Source organism: Phyllobacterium sp. GQ127 (assembly GCF_059758635.1).
Window position 1 is genome coordinate 343,478 of record NZ_JCAXDZ010000003.1, and the last position, 18,360, is coordinate 361,837.

Below are 18,360 nucleotides of genomic sequence, written 5' to 3' on the forward strand. Positions count from 1 at the left end.
TACGTCGAAACGATTTCCATCCCTTCTAATTGGACAAAATCAGGCCTTTCGCCGTGCAACTATATGGCTCGTTATTTAACGCCGCAATTCCGCCATCCCGATTGCTAGTAGATAAAGGGCTATCGATACGAACCCATCATGGTTAATGCTTCATTAGGCGGAGCTTTCTAGAGTGGTTCAAACAACATCTTGATTCCGGACAGGTAATGAAAGTTGAGCTAACCAGAGCGTTTATCGGTTCGGGGAAAAACATTTCCGGAGCGGTTATTCTTGCCTGCGCCATGGCTTTCAGTCCAGCTACCCGTGCCCAGACGGCGATCACTCCAGCCGAGCAATCTTCAATCGAGGCAAAACGTGCGGAAACCGCAAAAGAGCTTCAGGATCTGACCAGTCAAATATCGCTCTCGGCCGACAAGGTCGCTTCGCTCGATAAAGAAATATCGGGTTTGAAAAAAGACCAGACGACAATTACGGCCGCTCTTATTCAGGCGGCGAAAACGGAAAAAAAACTTAGCGAAGATATAACCAGCTTTACGGACCGGCTCACCGGTCTGCGTGAGCGCGAGGACGGCGTAAGGCTGGTCTTGCGGCAGCGCCGGGGCGCCTTGGCCGAAGTTCTCGCCGCCTTGCAAAGAATGGGCCTAAGCCCGCCTCCAGCCCTGCTGGTACGCCCTGATGATGCTCTGGCATCTGTGCGCAGTGCTGTGCTTTTGGGCGCGGTTGTACCAGAAATGCGCCAACAGACGGAAGTCTTGATCGCTGATCTGAAAGAATTGACCAGGATCAAGACGTCGATCTCAGAAGAGCAGGCCCGGTTGACCGCGGCGCTGTCCAGTCAGGCAGAGGAAAAGAAACGGCTCGACCTGCTGCTGGCTGAAAAGCAAAAGCTGCAAACAACCTCCGAGGCAACTCTTGCCGCTGAAAAACAGCGGGCAGAGAATTTGGCCAAGCGCGCCACTTCGCTGCAAGGTCTTATCGCCTCTATGGAAAAAGATATGGCGGAGGTGCAAAAAGCCGCCACCGAAGCCAGCAGCGAAGAGCAGCAGAGGCTGGAAGCCAGCCGCAAACGGGCCGAAGAATTTGCAGCAAATCAGAACCGCCTGGTTGCGCAGGAAAATTTTGCTTCCTTGCGAGGCCGGCTTGCCATGCCGGCGGCGGGCAAACTCGTTAAGCACTTTGGCGATAATGACGGTCTTGGCGGCGCTCTTCAGGGAGACACGCTGGAAACCAGCTCCGGAGCGACAATAACAGCTCCGGCGGATGCCGTTGTCCTTTATGCGGGCGCATTCCGATCTTATGGTCAACTCTTGATACTTGACGCCGGCAATGGCTATCATGTCGTTTTGGCGGGAATGTCCAGAATCAATGTCTCGCAGAACCAGTTTGTTCTGGCAGGAGAGCCGGTCGGTGTAATGAACGAACAACTTATTGCGAGCAGTGCACCTGTACCGATGGGAAATGGAGCTCCAATGCTTTACATTGAGTTCCGGAAAGATACAAAACCTGTTAATCCCGCTCCATGGTGGGCGGATCGACTTGCTGGAAGGACCGCAAATGATACGTAGACTATCGCTTCTCATGGCTGGAGCACTGATGGGCGCTACGGCAATGGTTGTTGTGCAGGGTGCCCTGCCCACTACCGCTGCAGAGGCTGCGGGCAACGACACCTATAAACAGCTATCAATTTTTGGTGATATATTCGAGCGTGTCCGCGCCCAGTACGTCACGCCGCCGGATGACAAGAAGCTAGTCGAGAATGCCATTAATGGCATGCTGACCTCGCTTGATCCGCACTCATCCTACATGAATGCTGAACAAGCGCAGGATATGCGCGTTCAGACCAAGGGTGAATTTGGCGGTCTTGGCATCGAAGTCACCATGGAAAACGAACTGGTCAAGGTCATCGCACCGATTGATGACACGCCAGCCGCAAAAGCAGGCGTTCTTGCCGGCGATTACATTTCAAAGATCGATGGCGTTGAAGTTCGTGGACTGACGCTCACCGACGCTGTCGACAAGATGCGCGGCGAGATTAAAACCCCGATTGAACTTACGCTTATCCGTCAGGGTGCCGACAAGCCGATCGTGCTGACGATCATTCGCGACGTGGTTAAGGTCCAGGCTGTCAAATCTCGCGTTGAGAATGATGTTGGCTATGTTCGGGTGATTTCATTCACCGAGCAGACATTTGACGATCTGCAAAAGGCCATCAAAGATATCCAGAGCAAGATCCCCAAGGACAAGCTCAAAGGCTTTGTTCTTGATCTTCGCCTGAATCCAGGCGGTCTTCTCGATCAGGCGGTCGCCGTTTCGGATGCTTTCCTCGATAAGGGTGAGGTTGTCTCGACTCGTGGCCGTGATCCCCAGGACATCACCCGGTTTGATGCCCGTGCAGGGGATTTGACTGAGGGCAAGCCGCTGATCGTGCTTATCAATGGCGGCTCCGCCAGTGCATCCGAGATCGTTGCCGGTGCCTTGCAGGATCATCGCCGTGGTACGATTCTTGGCACGCGCTCGTTCGGCAAGGGCTCGGTCCAGACGATTATCCCGCTTGGCGAGAATGGCGCGCTGCGTCTTACAACAGCGCTCTATTACACGCCTGCCGGCAAGTCCATTCAGGGCAAGGGCATCATACCGGACATTACCGTTGAGCAGCCATTGCCGGAAGAGCTGAAAGGCAAAGTTGAGCCAATGAGCGAATCAAGCCTGAAGGGCCATATCAAGGGCGCTCAGGAAGATGCAGAAGGTTCCGGTTCCATTCCCTATGTTCCACCGGAAGCAAAGGACGACCTGCAGCTCATACAGGCAATGAAGTTGTTACGCGGCGAACAGGCCAATGCAGCCTTTCCTGCTGACCCCAAAAAGGGTGTACCCAACTAATATGATAAAAGCGGCCGGGCTTCCTTGATTAGCCCAGCCGCTTTCCTCCCTTATCGCAGTATTTGCTGCCAGCACTTCCTCCCTTTTTCCGGCCAATAAGCGTGAATTCAGAATTGAACAGGCCGCTGGGGCAAACCGGCAAAGGGCCGAACGTCAGAGCGGGCAATAAAACGGCAGGGTCATGGATACTGCCCTCGACTGTTTTTACGCTCGTGCTGGTTGCGTCATCCGTAATTTCCTATACCAGCCATCAAGGGTTCCGGCGGCCTGAAGCAAAACCAGCTATCCCCATTGCCACGCAAGCTCCTGCTCCAAAGCCGGTTTCACCTGCCCTGCCGAAAACAACAAGTTCCAACCAGTTGCCAGGCAATATAGCCAATGAGGTTGCGGGCGGACCCAAGGTCATTGTCGTTGGCGATCCTGCAAGACGGGGCCAAGACCCTCGAACTGCGCATCTGCCAGAACCGGATTTGCTCGAGCAGTCCCCGCAAGGGCCGCTCCCGATCATTGCGCCGGATGGGCGTCGTCCGCTTGATGCCTATGCAAGACCATGGTCCGGGGCGCGGGGCGCGCGGGTGGCGATTATTATTGGCGGTTTGGGCCTGTCTCAGACCGGCTCTCAGAACGCTATCCGTGTCTTGCCGCCGGAAATAACTTTGGCCTTCTCGCCTGAAGGCAATAGCCTGGGCCGTTGGATGCAGGCGGGCCGTCAGGAAGGCCACGAAATATTGTTGCAATTGCCTCTGGAGCCTTTCGACTATCCGCGGGTGAATCCCGGCCGCAATACACTGACCGTGGATGCACAACCCACCGCCACGATTGAGAACCTGCACAAGACAATGGGACGCATTACCAACTACACGGGCGTCATGAACTATATGGGCGCGCGTTTCACGTCGGAGGCTGCTGCAATGACACCTGTCATGCAGGAGATTACCCGCCGTGGCTTGCTTTATCTGGATGACGGCACCTCGGCCCGCAGCCAAGCAGATGCAATTGCCACACAGCAAGGCACGCCCTACGCTGCCGCAGACTTGTTAATTGATGCAACGCAGGAGCGCGGCGGCATCCTGAAGAAACTGGATGAACTGGAACGCATTGCACGCGCCAAAGGCACCGCGATTGCGACTGGCTCGGCGTTCGATGTAACTGTTGAAGCAGTCGCCGCATGGGCGAATGAAGCCAAGGCGCGTGGCATAGAAATCGTCCCCATATCGGCGCTTGTCCGCGATCCGCAAAAGGGCTAGCACTCCTCGAACGCGCGCACTGGAGCATCCGCATGAGCAAGAACAAAAAGCCTGTCGATCCACAATCCCTGCCCTATCGCCCCTGTGTCGGCATCATGGTGCTCAACAAGGAAGGACTTGTCTGGGCCGGTCATCGTATCGTCATACCCAATGACGAGATGGATGGGCAGACCCAGCTTTGGCAAATGCCGCAAGGCGGCATTGATCCAGGTGAAGCTTCGCAACCGGCAGCGCTGCGCGAGCTCTACGAAGAAACCGGCATGAAGTCCGTATCTTTGCTCGCCGAAGCGCCAAACTGGATCAATTATGATCTGCCACCGCATCTGATGGGTGTTGCTCTTAAGGGCAAATATCGCGGCCAGACACAAAAGTGGTTTGCCTATCGCTTTGAAGGCGACGAAAGCGAGATCGCCATCAACCCGCCGCCCGGCGGACATACCCCCGAATTTGACGAATGGGCATGGAAGCCAATGGCGCAATTGCCTGATTTGATCGTTCCATTTAAGCGCGCCGTCTATGAAGAGGTTGTCGCCGCGTTCAAGCATTTGGCGGCAAACCCAGGCTAAAGACTTTTCCGGTCTAAATAGGAAACCGTTCTTTCTCTCGGATGGCGCGGCAATTCACGCGCAAGGTGGCGAAGTCGATGTTTATTCATCGTCAGATGCCGCCTGACAAAGTGATTGGCTGCGAGCCTGACCCCGCACAGTACCTATCGCACAACCCAAGGCGAACAGCAGATGCTTCAAGAAACGCAATACGGCACTGTGGATTCGCGACATCGTGGCTCGCGAAAAAGCATAATAAAAAAAGCGGGCCAATGCCCGCTTCATCATTATAGCTCATGCTGAAATACTCAAGCTGCCTTGATGGCTTCCTGCAATGTTGTCAACTGACCGAGCAGATCTTCCGCACGCGACTTCTCTTCGCGTGTAGTCGCATCTTCGAAGTCTTCCTTGGCATCCTTGATGCGGTTTTGCAGTTCATCAGCCTTTATATCGGTGACGTGTACCGCCGATTCCGCGAGAAGAATGCAGCCATCTGGCGTCACATCAACGAAGCCGCCGAAAACAACATAGCTGTCGGGCTTTCCATCAGGTGTCTTTACTGTGACGACGCCTGGCTTGATCGTTGCCATCAATGGAGCATGGTGAGCCAGGACGGTCATATAGCCTTCCGTGCCCGGAACAACGACTTCAATGACCTGCTCCGAAAGAAGCAGGCGTTCTGGCGAGACGAGTTCAAACTGGAAGGCTTCAGCCATGATATCCACTCAATTCCTGTGATTTAGAGCGCTTGACGTCTTGATGGATCAAAACTGCACTCTAAGCCTTTGTTCCTACGCAACTCCGGACGCAAAACCGTTTCACATTTTTGCTGGTATTGCTTTAGACCCGATCAGTTCAAGCAATTGCAAAACGCGGGAACAGGTTTCCCAATAGAAATTGCCAAATTAGACAGAAAAGGGCGGGCCGTAGCCCGCCATCATTTCCGAATTAGGCTGCTTCTGCTGCCAGACGCTGTGCCTTTTCGATTGCCTCGTCGATCGAGCCAACCATGTAGAATGCTGCTTCCGGCAGGTGATCATAATCGCCATTGCAAAGACCTTTGAAGCCCTTGATGGTGTCGGCCAGATCAACCAGCTTGCCCGGCGAACCGGTGAAGATTTCCGCAACGAAGAACGGCTGCGACAGGAAGCGTTCGATCTTGCGGGCGCGTGCCACTGCAATCTTGTCTTCTTCCGAAAGCTCGTCCATGCCGAGAATGGCGATGATGTCCTGAAGCGACTTGTAGCGCTGCAGAATTGACTGCACCTGACGGGCAATCTGGTAGTGTTCTTCACCAACGATCAACGGATCGAGCATGCGTGACGTTGAATCGAGCGGATCCACAGCCGGGTAAATACCCTTCTCGGAAATCGCACGGTTCAAGTTCGTCGTCGCATCAAGATGCGCGAAGGATGTCGCAGGCGCCGGATCGGTCAAATCGTCGGCGGGCACGTAAATGGCCTGAACCGAAGTGATCGAACCCTTATGCGTCGTGGTGATGCGTTCCTGCATCTGACCCATGTCGGTTGCCAGCGTTGGCTGATAACCCACAGCAGAAGGAATGCGTCCGAGCAAAGCCGACAATTCCGAACCAGCCTGCGTGAAGCGGAAAATATTATCCACGAAGAACAGAACGTCCTGGCCTTCATCGCGGAAATGCTCCGCAACTGTCAGACCGGAGAGAGCAACACGAGCACGTGCCCCTGGTGGCTCATTCATCTGACCGTAAACAAGTGCGGCCTTGGAACCTTCGCCGCCGCCAGCCTTGTTCACGCCGGACTCAATCATTTCGTGATAGAGATCGTTACCTTCGCGGGTACGTTCACCCACACCGGCAAATACCGAGTAACCACCATGCGCCTTGGCGACGTTGTTGATCAATTCCATGATCAAAACGGTCTTGCCCACGCCGGCACCGCCGAACAGACCAATCTTACCACCACGAGCATAAGGCGCGAGAAGATCGATAACCTTGATGCCTGTGACCAGAATCTGAGCTTCTGTTGACTGATCAACATATTCAGGCGCTGGCTGGTGAATAGCGCGGGTCAAAGTTGTCTTGATCGGGCCAGCTTCGTCAACCGGCTCACCGATAACGTTCATGATACGACCAAGCGTTTCAGGTCCAACCGGAACCATGATCGCAGAACCCGTATCATATACGACCTGACCGCGAACCAGACCTTCTGTCGAGTCCATGGCGATCGTGCGAACTGTGTTCTCACCGAGGTGCTGAGCAACTTCCAGAACCAGGCGATTGCCGAGATTGTCGGTTTCCAGCGCGTTGAGGATCTTTGGCAGAACGCCGCCATCAAAGGCAACGTCAACCACAGCGCCGATGACCTGGCTGACACGACCGACAACGCCGGTTGCCTTCAGGGCAGTCTTCGGTGCCGAAGGCGCCTTGGCAGACTTTGCTGCAGGAGCTTTCGTTGCTGCTGCCTTGGCGGCAGGTGCAGCCTTGGCTTCAGCCTTTGGAGCTGCCTTCGCCGCTGCTGGCTTAGCGGCTGCCTTGGGTGCAGCTGCTTTTGCGGCTGCGGGTGTTTTCGGGGTCGCTGCTTTTGCCATCGATCCTTACCTTCGCGATTAGAGCGCTTCCGCGCCCGAAATGATTTCAATCAGTTCTTTGGTGATCTGGGCCTGACGCTGGCGGTTATACGACATTGTCAGCTTGTTGATCATGTCACCGGCGTTGCGGGTTGCGTTGTCCATGGCGGACATACGCGCACCCTGTTCCGATGCCGCGTTTTCAAGGAGAGCGCGGAAAACCTGGACAGAAATATTGCGTGGGATCAGGTCGCCGAGAATGGCAGCCGGATCCGGTTCATATTCATAGACTGCATCGCCCGCGGTTTCCGGTTCGGCATCGCCAATGGCGCTGGCCGGAATCAGCTGCTGTGCAGTTGGAATCTGCGAAATCACAGACTTGAACTCGGAATAGAACAATGTAGCGACATCAAAAGCGCCTTCATTGTAAAGTCCGATGATCTTGTGACCGATCTCGTCAGCATTGGTGAAACCAACCTGCTTCACTTCACGCAGATTAACGTGATCGATGATAAGCTTGCCAAGATCACGGCGCAGAATGTCCGCGCCCTTCTTGCCAACGGTGATGATCTTCACTGTCTTGCCATCTGCAAGCAGGCGGCGGGTGTGGTCACGAGCCAAACGCGCAATCTGCGAGTTGAAACCGCCGCAAAGCCCGCGTTCCGATGTGCAGACAATCAAAAGATGCACATCATCTTTTCCGGTTCCGCTCATCAGTACAGGCGCGTCATCACCATCCACATTGGAAGCAATATTCGCCAAAACCGCAGCCATACGTTGCGAGTAAGGGCGCGCGGCTTCCGCAGCTTCCTGCGCACGACGCAGCTTCGCCGCGGCGACCATCTGCATCGCCTTGGTGATTTTCTGCGTCGCCTTGACCGAGGCGATCCGGTTTCTCAGATCCTTTAACGAAGGCATCCGTTCATCCCGTCAGTGGTTAAGCGAAGGACTTGGCAAAGGCATCAACTGCTGCCTTAAGCTTGCCCTTGGTGTCTTCGCTGATCTGCTTTTCTGATGCGATTGTGCTCAGAACATCCTTATGTTCCGTGCGCAGCCATGTCAGGAGGCCCTGTTCAAACTTGCTGACCTGATTGACAGCAAGCTTGTCGAGATAGCCGTTAACACCGGCGAAAATCACAGCAACCTGTTCTTCCGTCTTGAGCGGCGAGAATTGTGGCTGCTTCAAAAGCTCGGTCAGACGCGCGCCGCGATTAAGCAAGCGCTGTGTCGATGCATCGAGATCGGAACCGAACTGCGCGAAAGCAGCCATTTCACGATACTGCGAAAGCTCGCCCTTGATCGAACCCGCTACCTGCTTCATCGCCTTGATCTGCGCAGCAGAACCAACGCGGGAAACCGACAGACCAACGTTAACAGCTGGACGGATACCCTGATAGAACAGGTTGGTTTCGAGGAAGATCTGACCGTCGGTGATCGAAATCACGTTGGTCGGAATATAGGCCGACACGTCATTAGCCTGCGTTTCGATGACTGGAAGGGCGGTCAGGGAACCTGCGCCATTTTCGTCGTTGAGCTTGGCAGAACGCTCCAGCAAACGGGAATGCAGATAGAAAACGTCGCCTGGATAGGCTTCACGGCCCGGAGGACGACGCAGCAAAAGCGACATCTGGCGGTAAGCAACAGCCTGCTTGGAAAGATCGTCATAAGCGATCAAAGCGTGCATGCCGTTATCACGGAAATATTCACCCATGGCGCAACCGGCAAACGGTGCCAGATACTGCATTGGTGCAGGATCAGAAGCAGTTGCGGCAACGATGATCGAATATTCAAGCGCGCCGCGCTCTTCAAGGATCTTCACGAACTGGGCAACAGTTGAACGCTTCTGGCCGATAGCGACATAAACGCAATACAGCTTCTGGTTCTCGTCGCCCGCATCATGCGCTGGCTTCTGGTTAAGGAATGTGTCGAGAATGATTGCAGTCTTGCCGGTCTGGCGATCGCCGATGACCAATTCGCGCTGTCCACGGCCAACCGGGATCAGAGCATCGATAGCCTTGAGGCCGGTCGACATTGGCTCATGCACCGACTTGCGTGGGATGATACCAGGAGCCTTGACGTCAACGCGTGAACGCTGAGTGGCTTTGATTGGGCCCTTGCCGTCGATTGGATTACCCAGAGCGTCAACAACGCGACCGAGCAATTCCTTGCCGACAGGAACGTCAACGATCGCGCCTGTGCGCTTGACCGTATCACCTTCCTTGATGTCACGGTCGGAACCGAAAATAACGACACCAACATTGTCGCTTTCAAGGTTCAGGGCCATGCCGCGAGTTCCGTCAGGAAACTCCACCATTTCACCGGCCTGAACATTGTCCAGACCGTAAACGCGGGCAATACCGTCACCGACGGACAGAACCTGACCAACTTCGGAGACTTCTGCCTCCTGGCCGAAATTCTTGATTTGATCTTTAAGGATTGCGGAAATTTCCGCGGCGCGGATGTCCATCAGCCGACCTCTTTCAGTGCAAGCTTAAGCGAAGAAAGTTTTGTGCGAAGCGAAGTGTCGATCTGGCGGGACCCCAACTTGACGATGAGACCTCCAAGGATCGACGGATCAATGGTGACATTGATTGTCACGTCCTTGCCGGCGACGCTTTTCAGCGTGGCCTTCAATTCTGTCTGCTGCGCCGCCGTCAAGGCATGCGCGGAAGTAACGTCCGCCGCAACTTCACCGCGATGGGCGGTTGCGATCTGGCGGAATGACTGGATCATGGCAGGCACCGAGAAAAGGCGCCGGTTCTGCGCGACAAGACGCAGGAAATTATTGACGAGACCGCTAATCTTGGCCTTGGTCAGAATGGCGGAGATCGCCTTGACCTGATCGCCTGACGAGAAAACCGGGCTGACGATCAAACGCTTCAGTTCAGGACTGCCATCGATAAGAGCCTCGAACCTGCCGAGATCTTTCTCTACCTGCGCAACGGAGTTTGCCTCCAGTGCGAGATCAAACAATGAACCCGCATAGCGCTGGGCAACACCGGAAATGAGCGACGAAGTTTCTGCCACGAACGACAAGCTCTCTGCGTTTTGGCCAAAAATCGGGCGACCTGAAGGGATTTCGGGTCAAATCTTTGGCATTATTGATTTTTTTAACCTCAGAACATGACCCGAAGGCCATCCCTGACGAGATTTGATTGCCGTCTAGCATAGGAATACCGGACTCGCAACACGGGAATCCGGTAAAATGGCGATCAGAATTGCCTGAACTCTGGATAATCTTGAGTCAACTATTCCACTCTGGCCTTTCTGACTATGCGATAAAGCCGAAAGCAAAGAGCAATGGACCTGCGGCAAGGGCCAGTTCAATAATGACCATTACCCAGTTGTAAATCGTATTGCCACGATCTGACATCATCGAGATCAGGCGACCGAAAAGCGTAATTCCCCAGGATACGCCCAAAGCGATCCACAAAAAAGGCTGCGAGAAAATCAGCGCGGAGAGGCCAAGGCCGAGATAAAAACCGGCAAGCGGGCCACGAACCGCCGAAAGAGCTTCCGGATGCGCGGGAACAGTTTGGAGGCGCAAAACTTTCAAGGCTATGCGCGGCGCAAAAAACAGGATGATACCGAACGCCACAGTGATGGCCGCAGATAACCAGGCCATCCACTCCCCCTGACTTGCCGGCCAGTAAAATTCCATTTCTTGCACCCTTTTCTAAACAAACAACTCGACCGCTTATAGATCACCGGACGTCCTCACGGACGCAAGATGGCGATCTATAGTTTTGTATAGCATCGGATTATCCGAAAACCGGAATTCCACTTTCGGTCCGATGCTCTAACAGCCCCTCTTATAGCGCCGCGCTTAAACTTGTCATGGGGCGGCGAAAATGGTGATTTTCGAACCACGGAACTGAATATACTTTTGGGTACATGAGCACCGGAGCGCAGAAAAGCGCCATTTGCAGCCCTCCATGACGGGTTTTATAGGAAACTCTGCGGATCAATATCAACCTGCACCCGCACCGACCCTCTTTCTTTTGGACCGGCACCCAGCATCGCGCGGATGAAGCCTTGAATGTCCGCTTTGCGTGTGCCGTGGATAAGCAACCGGAAGCGATGGCGGCCCCGCACCAGCGCCAGCGGCGCTTCTGCCGGACCAAGAACGTTGATCTGTTGCGATGTGGGCGCAACGCGGCGCAAGGCGCGGGCATGTCCTTCTGCTTCAGGCCGGGTCGCAGCGGAGATTATTAATGCCCCCAGCCTGCCAAACGGAGGGAGACCGGAACGCTCACGCTCTTCTATTTCCCGGTCATAAAATGCCTGGGCATCGCCTGAGACAATGGCCCGCATCACCGGATGGTCCGGCTGATAGGTTTGCAACAGGCCGGTACTTTTCTTGCCGGTTCGCCCGGCGCGGCCCGTTACCTGATTAAGCAATTGGAAGGTGCGCTCCGCAGCACGCGGATCGCCATTGGCCAAGCCAAGGTCGGCATCGACCACGCCAACCAGCGTCATATTGGGGAAATTATGCCCCTTGGCGACAAGCTGCGTGCCGATCACAATATCGGCCTCGCCGCGCGCAATGGCATCAAGCTCCAGCCGCAGGCGCTTCACGCCCATCAAATCTGATGACAGCACGATAATCCGTGCATCCGGAAACGTCTTTTCGGCTTCTTCCGCGATACGCTCGACCCCTGGCCCGCAGGCGACAAGATGATCGAACGTCCCACAGGACGGGCAGGCATCAGGCTTGGGTTCATGATGTCCGCATTGATGGCAGACTAGTTGCCCGCGAAACCTGTGTTCGACAAGCCAGCTGGAACAACAGGGGCATTGGAAACGATGGCCGCAAACCCTGCAAAGGGTTAGAGGTGCGTAACCGCGCCTATTGAGAAAGAGCAGCGACTGCTCTTTGCGCTGTAATGTTTGATTGACCGCCTCGACCAGTGCGGGCGACAGAAACCCGCCCGGACGCGGCGGCGATTTTCGCATGTCGATGGCGCGTAGATTAGGCATCGCCGCCTCGGCATAACGCCCGGTCAGGCGTATGCGGGTATATTTGCCCTGCATCGCATTGACCTGACTTTCAATTGACGGTGTTGCCGAGGCAAGAATCACGGGAAAATTGTCGATATGCCCACGCACCACAGCCATGTCCCTGGCATTATAAAACACCCTGTCTTCCTGCTTATAGGCAGAGTCATGCTCTTCATCGACAATGATCAGCCCGAGATCATTGAATGGCAGAAATAGCGCTGACCGCGCCCCGGCAACGACGCGGACCTGTCCTTCCATCACCTGCCGCCAGACACGCTCGCGTGTTTTTGGCGCAAGGTCCGAATGCCACTCCGCAGGCTTGGTCCCGAAACGGTCGTGGAAACGATCGAGGAATTGCTGCGTCAGCGCGATTTCCGGCAAAAGGATCAGCACCTGTTTGCCCTGCTCGATCGCCTTGGCAAGCGCTTCGAAATAGACTTCGGTCTTGCCCGAGCCGGTGACGCCATCAAGCAGAGTGACCGAAAAGTCCTTGCTCGATACTGCTTCCACGAGCCTGTCGGCAGCTTCGGCCTGATCGCTGGAAAGAACCGCTTTGGCATAATTGATATCCGGCGCAGCCACGATGGGACGCGGCGGGATCATCACCTGCTCAAACACGCCAGCCGTATGAAGACCATCGATCACGGTAGCGGAAACACCGGCGGCATGGGCAAGGCCGGTGCGGGTCCACGCCATGCCGTCTTCGGCAAGCTCAAGAACGCGGGCGCGTGCCCCCGTCATCCGCTCCGGCTCCCTGCCCGAAAAGCGCAAGCCCGGCACATGTGGCTCGGGGTCGAATGCAGCGGGAACTCGCAAGACCATGCGCGCCACCATTCCCGGCGGCGAAATCGTATAATCGGCGGCCCAACGCATAAAGCGCATCATGCCATCATCAACAGGAGGGCAATCGAAAAGCTCCGAAATTGGCCGCAATTTCTTGGCGGAAATATCATCGGTCACATCACTTGTGACAATGCCAGCGACCTCGCGCGGGCCCAGCGGCACACGTACGATTGATCCCGGCTTTACATCCATTCCCTCCGGCACAGCATAGCTATAGGGCCGCTCTGCCGGCATAGGCACGAGCACCGGAACGATTTTTTGCGGGAGGCGCGAATCTTCACTCATATGTGCGTGACCTTGACGCGGCTTTGGTCTAAAGAAAAGCCACTTTCCGGAGATATATCCCATCTCCTCTCCAGACCAGCTGTCATATTAGGAAGGAATGCCCCAATGAAGTTTTTTGTCGATACTGCCGATGTAAAGGATATCCGCGAGCTTAACGACCTAGGACTGGTCGATGGCGTTACGACGAACCCTTCGCTCATTCTCAAATCCGGCCGCAGCATTCTCGAAGTCACCAAGGAAATCTGCAGCATCGTCAAGGGACCTGTCTCTGCAGAAGTTGCTGCCGTGGAATATGAGCAGATGATGAAGGAAGCTGCTGTTCTTGCCAAGATTGCCGACAATATCTGCATCAAGGTTCCGCTGACGCTCGACGGTCTTCGCGCTTGCAAGGCGCTTCGCTCCGACGGTCATCTCGTCAACGTCACCCTGTGCTTCTCCGCCAATCAGGCGCTTCTTGCTGCCAAGGCCGGTGCAAGCTTCATCTCCCCCTTCATTGGCCGTATTGACGATATTGGCATTGACGGCATGGAGCTGATCTCCGAAATCCGCACCATCTATGACAATTACGACTATCCGACTGAAATTCTTGCTGCATCTGTGCGCACCGTCAACCACGTCAAGAGCGCGGCATTGATCGGCGCTGATGTCGTCACAGCACCGCCTGCCACTTTGAAGGCGTTGGTCAAGCACCCGCTGACAGATAAGGGCCTCGAAACATTCCTGGCCGATTGGGCAAAGACAGGCCAATCCATCGCTTAGTTTGATCTGATCTATAAATACAAAAACGCCCGTCTTGTTCAATCAAAGCGGGCGTTTTGTTAGGCAAGAGATTTTCAAATCAAAATTTGGAAAGGTCCTGCGCGACACTCAGGTTCAGTGCCTCGGCCAGTTCACGTGCGGCACGATTATTTGCGTCGCGCGCTGCACGGGTGGCCGCAAAACGCTGCCGTGGCGAATCATAATTCGACGTCACAATTCTCGTTCCCTGACCAACAACCTGCCCGTCTGACGTCCGCTTCAAAACGTAAGTGCCGGTCATGCGGATCAAGCCCGCCGTCGGCTGGCCTGATTTATCATTGGTCGCGTTCTGGATGAGGGCCAGAGAAAGGTCCTTCGAACTCACACCGAGCTGCAGCGAATATGCGGGACTTGCTGGCTGACCAGCACCACCTGCAAACAGGAAGATCAAATGGTTCCGCACCTCCTGCGTAACGCGATCGCCAGGCTGGTTGATGGAAACACTCGCAAGCTTGGAGCGCATGCTGCCATCGACACCGATGCTGCTGCCGACAGCAGGACCGGCATCAGAATAAAGCGGGCGCACCTGACAGCCACTGGCAACCAGCGCCAATCCTACAACGCATAGGGACAACAAACGCTTGGAGCTAAAGCCCTGCATCCAACGATCAGACAACGACATTGATGATCCTCTGCGGTACAATAATGACTTTCTTCGGCGAATTGCCATTCAACGCTGTCTGCACGAAATCAAGTGCAAGCACGGCCTTTTCGACCGTCAATTGATCCGCATCGCGGGCAATTGTCAAATCCCCGCGCTTCTTTCCGTTGATCTGCACGGGCATGGTGACATCGTTCTCGACAATCAATGCCGGATCGAACTGAGGCCACGGACGGTGCGCAATCAAATCCTGCCCGTCCAACGCTTTCCAGCATTCTTCGGCCAAGTGCGGCATCATCGGCGCAATCATCGAAAGCAGCATTTCCGTGGCCTGACGGCAAGCGCCGGTCAACGCAGCATCTGCTTCGCCTGCGGCAATTTTTTGCAAGGGACCAGCCAAAAGATTCACCAGCTCATAGAGACGGGCCACGGCTTTGTTGAAGCCCAGTTTCTCCAGGTCTTCGCCAACCAGCTTGACTGTCCGGTGGGCCACCTTGGAAATCTGCAAGGCGTCACCGTCAGTCGCTGCCACTGGCGCCACACCGTTCAGGCTCTCTGCTGCCTCCGATACCAGCCGCCAAACGCGCTGCACAAAACGGTGCGCGCCTTCTGCTCCCGCTTCTGTCCAGATGACATCGCGTTCGGGCGGTGAATCGGACAGCATGAACCATCGGGCTGTATCAGCACCGTAGGAAGCAATAATATCATCTGGATCGACGACGTTTTTCTTCGACTTCGACATTTTCTCGATCGAGCCGATTTCGACTTCCTCGCCCGTGGCAAGCAAGACCGCGCGGCGCTTGCCATCGATTTCTTCCAGTCTGATTTCAGCCGGGGTAACCCAGCCTTCCTTGCCCTTATAGGTCTCGTGCACGACCATGCCTTGGGTGAACAGACCCTTGAAAGGCTCGCTAATGTCCAGATGACCGGCAACTTTCATCGCCCGCGTAAAGAAGCGCGAATAAAGCAAGTGCAAAATGGCGTGCTCGATGCCGCCAATATATTGATCGACCGGCAGCCAATGATTGGCAATTTTCGGATTGGTCGGTTCATTTTCCCATGGCGCCGTAAAGCGTGCGAAATACCACGATGAGTCGACGAATGTATCCATCGTGTCGGTTTCGCGGCGCGCAGCCTTGCCGCATTTCGGGCAATTGACATGACGCCATGTTGGATGACGATCCAGCGGATTGCCGGGACGGTCAAATTCCACATCGTCGGGGAGCTTCACCGGCAAGTCAGCTTTTGGCACAGGCACCACACCGCAATCATCGCAATGGATCATGGGGATCGGGCATCCCCAGTAACGCTGGCGGGAAATACCCCAGTCGCGCAGACGGAAATTGACCTTGCGTTCGCCTTGCGGGCGATTGCCGATTGTCTGATTCTCCAGCTTTTTTGCAACCTCGTCAAAGGCCTCAGCAGGGGTCAACCCATCCAGAAAACGTGAATTGATCATCACGCCATCATCCACATAGGCCGTCTCTGTTACCTGGAAGGTCGCAGCATCCGCATCCTTCGGCATGACAACCGGCACCACCGGCAAACCATATTTATTGGCAAAATCCAGATCGCGCTGATCGCCGGAAGGACAGCCGAAAATCGCGCCCGTGCCATAGTCCATCAGGACGAAATTGGCGACGTAGACCGGCAATGTCCAGCTCGCATCCAGCGGATGGACAACGCGCAGGCCCGTATCGAAGCCCTTCTTCTCAGCCGTTTCCAAGGCAGCAACGGAGGTTCCCGCACGGCGGCATTCCTCGTTGAATTCCGCCAGCGCAGCATTGTGCTCAGCCGCCTTTTTTGCCAGCGGATGATCGGCAGCAATCGCAATGAATGACGCACCGAAGAGCGTATCGGGGCGGGTTGTATAGACTTCGATCTCGCTTGCTTCGGACGTGGCTGACGTCTCATCCAGCGCCCAGCGGATCAGCATGCCTTCGGATTTGCCGATCCAGTTGCGCTGCATCAGGCGCACCTTGTCCGGCCATTGGTCCAGCCCGTCCAGCGCGCTCAGCAATTCTTCGTTGAAGTCGGTGATCTTGAAAAACCACTGCGTCAACTCACGTTGCTCAACCAGAGCTCCGGAGCGCCAGCCGCGTCCGTCAATGACCTGCTCATTGGCAAGCACCGTCATATCCTCCGGATCCCAATTGACCTTGGAGGATTTGCGCGTCACGAGCCCCTTCTCAACGAAATCGAGGAAAAGCATCTGCTGGCGGTGATAATATTCAACATCGCATGTTGCGAACTCACGCGACCAGTCGAGTGACAGGCCCATGGACTTCAACTGTTTGCGCATCGAATCGATATTCTGATAGGTCCAGGTTTTCGGGTGAACCTTGTTCTGCATCGCTGCATTTTCGGCAGGCATGCCAAAAGCATCCCAGCCCATCGGGTGCAGGACATTGAAGCCTTTGGCACGTTTGTAGCGCGCTACAACATCGCCCATGGCATAATTGCGCACGTGACCCATGTGGATACGGCCCGATGGATAGGGAAACATTTCCAGCACGTAATAAGGATCACGCGGATCATCATTGCTGGTTTCAAAGAGCTTGGCGTCGTCCCAAACTTTCTGCCAGTGCTTTTCTGCCACACGCGGGTTGTAACGTTCGGTTGCCATGAACGGGATTCTCTTGCAAAGGATACTGGATTAGGGTGCGTCGAAGTTCAGGTCAGGGTGAGCCGAAAATGGTAGTTTTCGAGAACCGGAACGGAGTGAACTTTTGGTTCATGAGTACCGGAAGCACAGAAAAGTGCCATTTGCAGGCCACCATGGCGTGAATCTCGCACACCCTAGTTGGGCGGACCTTCACCACGTATTAAGTGAACCGTCAACCACTTGAGACTTTCGGGCGGGCGAAAACCGGCTCGAACCATATAAATAGGAACAGAACCTGCCATGTCGACTGCTGTTGATCAACTTTTTGCCGTTCGTGCCGCAATAGGAAAAGCTTCCATTGAAGCCGGGCGCAAGATGGATTCGGTACAGCTGGTAGCGGTATCCAAGACTTTCGGTGCGGACGAAATACGTCCCGTGCTTGATGCAGGTCAGCGCGTCTTCGGAGAAAACCGCGTTCAGGAGGCGCAAGGCAAATGGCCAGCCGTTCGCTCTGAGTTTTCTGGTCTCGAACTCCATCTCATTGGGCCGCTGCAATCCAACAAGTGCGAGGATGCTGTCGCGCTGTTCGATGTCATCGAAACTGTCGACCGTGAGAAGATCGCAGCAGCACTGGCGACTGAAATGAAGAAACAAAACCGCTTTCCCAAACTATATGTTCAGGTCAATACCGGCTCTGAGCCGCAAAAGGCTGGTATCGAGCCCAAGGAAGCGGTGGCTTTTGTGCAGCGGTGCCGCGACGTGCATGGCCTCGCGATTGAGGGACTGATGTGCATCCCTCCCGCCGAAGAAAATCCGGGACCTCATTTTGCCCTGCTGCGTAAAATCGCAGGAGAGGCAAAGGTGGAAAAACTATCCATGGGAATGTCGGGAGATTATGAGGTTGCCATTGGTTTCGGCGCGACTTCCGTGCGCGTTGGCTCGGCAATCTTTGGGGGCCGTTCTTTGCCCGCAAAATAACTGTGCTCACACAAATAATGGCCCGTTGTC

General features: G+C 55.0%; 15 protein-coding genes. 6 read left to right on the forward strand and 9 right to left on the reverse strand.

All coding sequences use genetic code 11. The features are described 5' to 3' along the window. The first annotated feature begins 206 nt into the window (after positions 1-206). The 4 genes from AC6CHM_RS13700 to AC6CHM_RS13715 all read left to right on the forward strand — a co-directional run bounded on the left by AC6CHM_RS13700 (position 207) and on the right by AC6CHM_RS13715 (position 4,693). Complete coding sequence (locus AC6CHM_RS13700; protein ID WP_498173520.1) at positions 207-1,565, forward strand: murein hydrolase activator EnvC family protein; 1,359 nt, start codon at positions 207-209, stop codon at positions 1,563-1,565. After that, positions 1,555-2,880, forward strand: a complete 1,326-nt coding sequence (locus tag AC6CHM_RS13705; protein WP_498173522.1) for a S41 family peptidase — start codon at positions 1,555-1,557, stop codon at positions 2,878-2,880. Before AC6CHM_RS13700 ends, AC6CHM_RS13705 begins: the two co-directional genes overlap by 11 nt. 113 nt (positions 2,881-2,993) lie before the next feature. Further along, positions 2,994-4,127 carry a divergent polysaccharide deacetylase family protein gene (locus AC6CHM_RS13710; protein ID WP_498173524.1) on the forward strand — a complete coding sequence of 378 codons (1,134 nt, stop codon included), beginning with the start codon at positions 2,994-2,996 and terminating at the stop codon, positions 4,125-4,127. A 32-nt stretch (positions 4,128-4,159) separates the two neighbouring features. Further along, positions 4,160-4,693: an RNA pyrophosphohydrolase gene (locus AC6CHM_RS13715; RefSeq protein ID WP_336440412.1), complete on the forward strand. Its 534-nt coding sequence runs from the start codon at positions 4,160-4,162 to the stop codon at positions 4,691-4,693. Positions 4,694-4,980: 287 nt separating this feature from the next. Here AC6CHM_RS13715 and AC6CHM_RS13720 read toward each other — a convergent pair whose 3' ends face one another. The 7 genes from AC6CHM_RS13720 to AC6CHM_RS13750 all read right to left on the reverse strand — a co-directional run bounded on the left by AC6CHM_RS13720 (position 4,981) and on the right by AC6CHM_RS13750 (position 13,348). Next, on the reverse strand, positions 4,981-5,388 hold the full coding sequence (locus AC6CHM_RS13720; protein WP_115054341.1) for a F0F1 ATP synthase subunit epsilon: 408 nt from the start codon (positions 5,386-5,388) through the stop codon (positions 4,981-4,983). 232 nt (positions 5,389-5,620) lie between these two features. Continuing rightward, positions 5,621-7,240: a F0F1 ATP synthase subunit beta gene (gene atpD / locus AC6CHM_RS13725; RefSeq protein WP_307281103.1), complete on the reverse strand. Its 1,620-nt coding sequence runs from the start codon at positions 7,238-7,240 to the stop codon at positions 5,621-5,623. An 18-nt stretch (positions 7,241-7,258) separates the two neighbouring features. Next, positions 7,259-8,137 (reverse strand): F0F1 ATP synthase subunit gamma, encoded by an 879-nt coding sequence (locus AC6CHM_RS13730; protein ID WP_115054343.1) that lies wholly within the window; start codon positions 8,135-8,137, stop codon positions 7,259-7,261. A gap of 19 nt (positions 8,138-8,156) precedes the next feature. Next, a complete protein-coding gene (gene atpA / locus AC6CHM_RS13735) occupies positions 8,157-9,686 on the reverse strand; it encodes a F0F1 ATP synthase subunit alpha (protein WP_498173527.1) in 1,530 nt (509 codons plus the stop codon). Then, the gene (locus AC6CHM_RS13740) at positions 9,686-10,246 is read right to left on the reverse strand and encodes a F0F1 ATP synthase subunit delta (protein WP_336440411.1); all 561 of its coding nucleotides are present in this window, start codon (positions 10,244-10,246) and stop codon (positions 9,686-9,688) included. The genes atpA and AC6CHM_RS13740 overlap by 1 nt, the downstream gene beginning before the upstream one ends. A gap of 244 nt (positions 10,247-10,490) precedes the next feature. Beyond that, positions 10,491-10,880 (reverse strand): AGROH133_08824 family phage infection protein, encoded by a 390-nt coding sequence (locus tag AC6CHM_RS13745; protein WP_115054345.1) that lies wholly within the window; start codon positions 10,878-10,880, stop codon positions 10,491-10,493. 284 nt (positions 10,881-11,164) lie between these two features. Continuing rightward, positions 11,165-13,348 carry a primosomal protein N' gene (locus AC6CHM_RS13750; protein ID WP_498173530.1) on the reverse strand — a complete coding sequence of 728 codons (2,184 nt, stop codon included), beginning with the start codon at positions 13,346-13,348 and terminating at the stop codon, positions 11,165-11,167. Between the two features lie 105 nt (positions 13,349-13,453). On the opposite strand from AC6CHM_RS13750, the gene fsa reads away from it, so the two are divergent. Next, entirely contained in the window at positions 13,454-14,107 is a 654-nt protein-coding gene (fsa, locus tag AC6CHM_RS13755) for a fructose-6-phosphate aldolase (RefSeq protein ID WP_115054346.1), read from the forward strand. 79 nt (positions 14,108-14,186) lie between these two features. On the opposite strand, the gene AC6CHM_RS13760 is transcribed toward fsa, so the two are convergent. Beyond that, entirely contained in the window at positions 14,187-14,768 is a 582-nt protein-coding gene (locus AC6CHM_RS13760) for an LPS assembly lipoprotein LptE (protein ID WP_498173532.1), read from the reverse strand. Beyond that, the gene (gene leuS, locus AC6CHM_RS13765) at positions 14,755-17,373 is read right to left on the reverse strand and encodes a leucine--tRNA ligase (RefSeq protein WP_337354228.1); all 2,619 of its coding nucleotides are present in this window, start codon (positions 17,371-17,373) and stop codon (positions 14,755-14,757) included. The genes AC6CHM_RS13760 and leuS overlap by 14 nt, the downstream gene beginning before the upstream one ends. A gap of 279 nt (positions 17,374-17,652) precedes the next feature. On the opposite strand from leuS, the gene AC6CHM_RS13770 reads away from it, so the two are divergent. Continuing rightward, entirely contained in the window at positions 17,653-18,330 is a 678-nt protein-coding gene (locus AC6CHM_RS13770) for a YggS family pyridoxal phosphate-dependent enzyme (RefSeq protein ID WP_498173535.1), read from the forward strand. The last annotated feature ends 30 nt before the right edge of the window (positions 18,331-18,360 follow it).